Origin of the sequence: Actinophytocola sp. (assembly GCF_050699915.1) — a bacterium.
Taxonomy (GTDB): domain Bacteria; phylum Actinomycetota; class Actinomycetes; order Mycobacteriales; family Pseudonocardiaceae; genus Actinophytocola.
In genome coordinates this window covers 21,055-27,054 of record NZ_JBOHGA010000077.1, presented here as the reverse complement: position 1 = coordinate 27,054, position 6,000 = coordinate 21,055, and the positions used below count along the sequence as shown (strand labels likewise).

Sequence of the window (6,000 nt, the reverse complement as noted above, 5' to 3'; positions counted from 1 at the left end):
GGCACTGCCGTCGGGCACTGCCGTCGGGCACTGCCGTCGGGCACTGCCGTCGGGCACTGCCGTCGGGCACTGCCGTCGGGCACTGCCGTCGGGCACTGCGGTCGGGCACTGCGGTCGGGCACTGCGGTCGGGCGTGACGGCTGGGCGTCGTGGTCGGGCGCGTGGCCGGGTGCCGTCGCTGGGTCTGTTGCCGAGGGCCGGCGTTCGGCTGTGGCCGTGCCCCTGTCGCCGGCGTCGCTGCTCGACCGCCGCTGGGTCGCTGTTGGCGGCCGCCGGGTGCTGCCCAACCCGCTCCCGGGCCGGGCGCCGTGCTCGAGCCATCGTTGGGGGTGCCACCGCCGGGCACCGCGGTTCGGCACCGCCGCCGTGGCCGCGCCCGGCCGAATGGTTCGGTGGTTCGTCGGCCGGTGCTCAGCCGCCTCCCTCCCCACCGCACCAGCCGACACAGATGCCAGTTCAGGCCGGGTTGAGGCTGGCATGACAGGATCAGTGGGTGTTGCGTTGGATCACCGCTGGGGAGTCGCACGGTCCCGCCCTCGTCGCCGTGCTCGAAGGCATGGTTGCCGGCGTCGAGGTCACCACCACCGACCTCGGCGAGCAGCTCGCTCGCCGCCGCCTCGGGTTCGGGCGTAGTCCGCGCATGGGGTTCGAGACCGACCGGGCCGAGTTCCTCGGCGGGGTGCGCCACGGCGTCACCCAGGGCGGGCCGATCGCGGTGCGCATCGACAACGCCGAGTGGCCCAAGTGGGAGAAGGTGATGGCCGCCGACCCCGTCGACCCCGCCGAGCTGGCCGGCCTCGCCCGCAACGAGCCGCTCACCCGGCCGCGTCCCGGCCACGCCGACCTCGCAGGTATGCAGAAGTACGGCTTCGACGAGGCCCGCCCGGTCCTCGAGCGCGCCAGCGCCCGCGAGACCGCGGCCCGCACCGCGCTCGGCACCGTCGCCCGGGCGTTCCTGCGCCAGCTGCTCGGCGTCGAGGTGATCAGCCACGTCATCTCGATCGGCACGGCCGACGCACCCGACGGGCCGGCGCCGCAGGCCACGGACCTCGCGGCGATCGACGAGAGCCCGGTCCGCGCCTTCGACCCCAAGGCCACCGAGGCGATGGTCGCCGAGGTCGAAGCGGTCAAGGAGGCCGGCGACACGGTCGGCGGCGTCATCGAGGTGATCGCCTACGGCCTCCCGCCCGGCCTGGGCTCGCACGTGCACTGGGACCGGCGCCTCGACGCCCGGCTCGCCGGAGCGCTGATGGGCGTCCAGGCCATGAAGGGCGTGGCGATCGGCGACGGGTTCGAGACCGCGCGCCGCTGGGGCAGCAAGGCCCACGACGAGATCGATCCCGCGGACGCGGGCGTGACCCGGCGCTCCAACCGGGCCGGCGGGCTCGAGGGCGGCATCACCAACGGCGAGCCGCTCGTCGCGCGCGTCGCCATGAAGCCGATCTCGACCGTCCCACGTGCACTGTCCACAATCGACACCGCAACAGGTGAACCGGCGGTGGCGATCCACCAGCGGTCCGACGTGTGTGCGGTGCCGCGGGCGGGCGTGGTGCTGGAGTCCGTGATGGGGCTGGTCCTCGCCGAGGCCGCGCTGGAGAAGTTCGGCGGCGACTCGATCGCCGAGACCCGACGCAACGCCGAGGGCTACCTCAAGGCACTCCAGGAACGGTGGTGACAGTGACCGCGCGCGGTCCCGTGCTGATCCTCGTCGGCCCGCCCGGCTCGGGCAAGAGCACCGTCGGCCGGCTGGCCGCCGGGCGCCTGGGCGTCGAGTTCCGCGACTTCGACCACGATCTCGAGAACGCCCACGGCCTGCCCGCCGGCGAGCTCGTGGTCCAGCTCGGCCGGGAACGGTTCCAGGAGTCCGAACGCGAGCTCCTGACCGCGCTCCTGCCCGAGTTCACCGGCGTCCTCGCGCTCGGCGGCGGCACCCCGACCGCGCCCGGCGTGCCGGAGCTCCTCGAGCGGCACCACGTCGTCTTCCTCGACGTCGACCTCGAGCAGCTGCTCCGCCGCGAAGGGCTCGTGCCGCTGCACCCGTGGCTGCTGCCCAACCCACGCGCGCACCTCAAGGAGCTGCTGAACACCCGCCGGCCGATCTACACCCGGGTCGCGACAGCCACCGTGCCGACCAGCGGACGCACTCCCGAAGAGGTCCTCGCGGACGTCCTCGCCGGCCTGCCCGTGCCGAAGGACTGACGGCCCAGAACTGTCGGTGCCGCCTGATAGGCATGGCCCATGGCAGTCGAACTCGACCGCACGGCCCTCCTCGCCCACCGGGCGCGGACACAGGGCCTGCACGGCACAGCCTCGATCGGCGACCTGGACGTGCTCACGCTCGGCCTGCAGGACGCGGCAGCCGGCTCGGCCGCCCACGCCTTACGCCAGCGCACCGGCGCCGCACCGCGCCTCGACCGGCCCGAGCTCGCGCTCGTGCTGACCATGCGCGGCTCGCCGCACCTGCACCGCCGGGCGGACCTGCCGCTCCTGCGCGCCGCGCTGCGGCCGCGTGACAACGACGCGCTCCGCGCGTTCCTGGGCGGATACGGCGACCAGCTGATCGCCTCGGGCGCCGACGGCCCGGCGCTGCTCGACCAGGTCGCCACCGAGCTGCGCGCCGTGTTCCCAGGCGACGAGGCCACCAAGGGCGAACTGTCCGGCGCCGTCACCCCGCGATTACCCGAGATCGCGCGGCCATGGTGCGAGGGCTGCGGCGTCGCGCACGTCGCCGAGGGGCTGTTCCGCCTCGGCACGCTCTACGCCGGCATCGAGCTGGTCCCACACGACGGGCGGCGGCAGCGGTTCCGGCTCGCCTCCGGCGAGCCGGCGGTCGCGAAGGGCGACAAGACCACCGAGCTGCTGCGCACCTTTCTGCGGCTGGCCGGCCCGGCGACGCTCGGCGACCTCGTGATGTGGCTGGACACCCGGTCGGTCACCGCGCCGCCGGCTTGGCTGCGGCCGAGCTTCGACGAGCTCTCCGGCGAGCTGGTGGAGGTGCGGGTCGGCGGCCTCACGCTGTGGGCGCACCCCGACGCGGTGGCCGGCGGCGCGCCCGATCCGCCGCCGCTGCTGCTCCTGCCGCCGCGGGACGCGTTCGCGCTCGGCAACCGGGCGTTCCTGGTGCCGGACCGCGCGGTCGCCAAGTCCGTGTGGCGACCGGTCGGCAGCCCCGGCACCGTGCTCGTCGACGGCGAGATCGCCGGCACCTGGCGCGCTCGTCAGTCGGGCCGCGTGCTGCGCCTGACGGTGGCCATGCACCGAGAGCTCACCGCGAAGCAGCGCACCGGCGTGGAGGAACAAGCAGAGATCGTGGCCGCCGTCCGCGGGCACGACGGGAAGACGGAGGTGGAGCTGGACTGATCCCCAACTGAATATCGACGACACCCCGGTGCGATGCTCGTCAGACCAGCCCGACGGTGAGGGAGTGAGTCTGTGGCAGCGGAGCCGGTGCGCATCAGGGTGGCCACCGAGCGGCCCTACGAGGTCGTGGTCGGGCGCGACCTCACCGACGAGCTCGTCGCACGGGTCATCGGCGCGCCGAAGGTGGCGATCATCCATCCGCCGACGCTCGCGGAGGGCGCGGCGGCCATGCGGACGCGGCTGCGTGCCGCGGACCTCGACGCGCACCTGATCGCCATCCCGGACGCCGAGGACGGCAAGACGCTCCAGGTCGCCGGCCAGTGTTGGGACGCGCTCGCGGCCATCGGCCTGGACCGTGGCGGCACGGTCGTGGCGTACGGCGGGGGAGCGGTCACCGACCTCGGCGGGTTCGTCGCGGCGACCTGGATGCGCGGCGTGCGCCTGGTGAACGTGCCGACCACGTTGCTGGGCATGGTCGACGCGGCGGTCGGCGGGAAGACGGGCATCAACAGCGACGCCGGCAAGAACCTCGTCGGCGCGTTCCACGAGCCGGCCGCCGTGCTGGCCGATCTGACCACGCTGCGCACCCTGCCGGTCGACGACCTCGCCGCCGGCATGGCCGAGGTGATCAAGGGCGGGTTCATCGCCGATCCGACGATCCTCGAGCTCGTCGAGGCCGACCCGAAGGCGGCGCTCGACCCGGACGGCGACGTGCTGGCCGAGCTGGTGCGGCGCAAGATCCAGGTCAAGGCCGACGTCGTGGCCGCGGACCTCCGCGAGTCCAGCCTGCGCGAGATCCTCAACTACGGCCACACGCTCGGTCACGCGATCGAGCGCCGGGAGGGCTATCGCTGGCGGCACGGTGCCGCGGTGAGCGTCGGTCTCGTGTTCGCCGCCGAGCTGGCCCGCCACGCCGGGCGCCTCGACAACGCCACCGCGGACCGGCACCGTGCCGTCCTCGAGTCGATCGGCCTGCCGACCGGCTATGTGGCCGACGCGCTGCCCGAGCTGCTCGAGAGCATGCGCGGCGACAAGAAGACCCGCGCCGGCGTGCTCCGGTTCGTGGTGCTCGACGGGCTCGCCGCGCCGGGTCGGCTCGAGAACCCCGAGCCCGGTCTGCTGACGACCGCGTACGCGGCGATCAGCGGCGGCTGAGACGCGCCCGCCCGGCGGGCTGGCTACGCTGGCGCGCGGCAGTCGGTCGGGGGAGTCGATGCTGGAGAAGGAGCGGGACATGAGGGCGTTGGTGCTCAACGGACCCAACCTGGGCAGGCTGGGCACACGCGAGCCCGAGATCTACGGCCACACGACCCACGCCGACCTCGTCGAGCTGTGCGAGAAGACCGGCCGCGAGCTCGACATCGAGGTCACCGTCCGGCAGACCGACCACGAGGGCGAGATGCTCGGCTGGTTGCACGAGGCCGCCGAGCACGAGATCCCCGTCGTGCTCAACGCCGGCGCCTGGACGCACTACTCGATCGCCGTCCGGGACGCCTGCGCGCAGCTCACCGCGCCCCTGGTGGAGGTGCACATCACCAACGTGCACAAGCGCGAGGAGTTCCGGCACCACAGCTACATCTCGGCGGTGGCGAGCGGCGTCATCGTGGGCCTCGGCGTCGACGGGTATCCGCTGGCGTTGCGCTGGCTCGCGAACAACGCATGACCACGCTCTACACCGAGCGGCTGACCCTGCGCCCGCTGGCGACCGGCGACGCCGACGTGCTCGTCGCTGTGTTCGCCGATGCCGCGCCTGACCCGGAGCACGACCTCACCGACCCCGAGGTGGTCGCCGGGATGGTCCGCCGCCACGTCGAGCAGCGCGGCTCGACGGGCACGGGCGAGTGGGTCGTCGAACTCGACGCCGAGCCGGTCGGCATCGTCCAGCTGCGGGTCTCGACCGAGGCGCCCGGCGACCTGCTCGAATGCGGCTGGTACGTCGCCCGCGAGCACCGGGGGACCGGGGTGGCCGCGGAGGCCGCCCGCGCGATCCTCCGGCATGCCCACCACGGGCTCGCCGTCCCGGCCGTGTTCTCCTTGGTGCGCAAGGACAACGACCGCGGCCGGCGTTTCGCCGAGCGGCTCGGCTTCGTACGGGTCGGCGCGCGTGAGCACCGCGGCCGGCCCCACGACGTGCTCGTCAGCCTGGCGACCCCGCGCGGTGTGCACCACGTCGAGCTGTGGGTCGCCGACCTCACGAGCGCCGAGAAGTCGCTCGGCTGGCTGTTCACCCAGCTCGGCTGGCACGAGTACCAGCGCTGGCCGCGCGGCGTGAGCTGGCGGTACGGCGCGTCCTACGTCGTCGTCGAGGACTCGCCGGACCGCACCGGCGACCGCCACGACCGCAACCGCCCGGGACTCAACCACCTCGCGGTGCACATCCGGGACCGCGCCGAGCTGGACCGGGTCACCGCCGCCGCGCCGGCGCACGGCTGGCGGCTGATGTTCACCGACCGGCATCCGTACGCGGGCGGCCCCGACCACCTCGCGGCCTACCTGGAGAACGAAGAGGGCTTCGAGGTTGAGCTCGTAGCCAGCGAACGCGGCGTGTGATCCCTACACTGTCCGGTGACTTCAAGGGGCAAACTTTCGGAGGCACTTCAACGATGCGCGTTACGCACCGTCGAAGACCGGCTGCCTTAT

At 73.5% G+C, this 6,000-nt stretch carries 6 protein-coding genes; all 6 read left to right on the top strand.

Going from position 1 to position 6,000, the window contains the following annotated elements; translation table 11 throughout:
- Positions 1 to 493 precede the first annotated feature (493 nt).
- The 6 genes from aroC (at position 494) to ACRDSK_RS16045 (ending at position 5,910) form a co-directional block, all read left to right on the top strand.
- Entirely contained in the window at positions 494 to 1,675 is a 1,182-nt protein-coding gene (aroC, locus tag ACRDSK_RS16070) for a chorismate synthase (RefSeq protein WP_431441759.1), read from the top strand.
- The gene (locus ACRDSK_RS16065) at positions 1,672 to 2,199 is read left to right on the top strand and encodes a shikimate kinase (RefSeq protein WP_431441757.1); all 528 of its coding nucleotides are present in this window, start codon (positions 1,672 to 1,674) and stop codon (positions 2,197 to 2,199) included. The genes aroC and ACRDSK_RS16065 overlap by 4 nt, the downstream gene beginning before the upstream one ends.
- A 39-nt stretch (positions 2,200 to 2,238) precedes the next feature.
- Positions 2,239 to 3,360: a DNA glycosylase AlkZ-like family protein gene (locus tag ACRDSK_RS16060; RefSeq protein WP_431441756.1), complete on the top strand. Its 1,122-nt coding sequence runs from the start codon at positions 2,239 to 2,241 to the stop codon at positions 3,358 to 3,360.
- A gap of 72 nt (positions 3,361 to 3,432) precedes the next feature.
- Positions 3,433 to 4,515, top strand: coding sequence for a 3-dehydroquinate synthase (aroB, locus tag ACRDSK_RS16055; RefSeq protein WP_431441755.1), 1,083 nt, complete (start codon positions 3,433 to 3,435; stop codon positions 4,513 to 4,515).
- Between the two features lie 79 nt (positions 4,516 to 4,594).
- Positions 4,595 to 5,023 carry a type II 3-dehydroquinate dehydratase gene (gene aroQ / locus ACRDSK_RS16050; protein ID WP_431441754.1) on the top strand — a complete coding sequence of 143 codons (429 nt, stop codon included), beginning with the start codon at positions 4,595 to 4,597 and terminating at the stop codon, positions 5,021 to 5,023.
- The gene (locus ACRDSK_RS16045; protein ID WP_431441753.1) at positions 5,020 to 5,910 is read left to right on the top strand and encodes a GNAT family N-acetyltransferase; all 891 of its coding nucleotides are present in this window, start codon (positions 5,020 to 5,022) and stop codon (positions 5,908 to 5,910) included. Before aroQ ends, ACRDSK_RS16045 begins: the two co-directional genes overlap by 4 nt.
- Positions 5,911 to 6,000 lie beyond the last annotated feature (90 nt).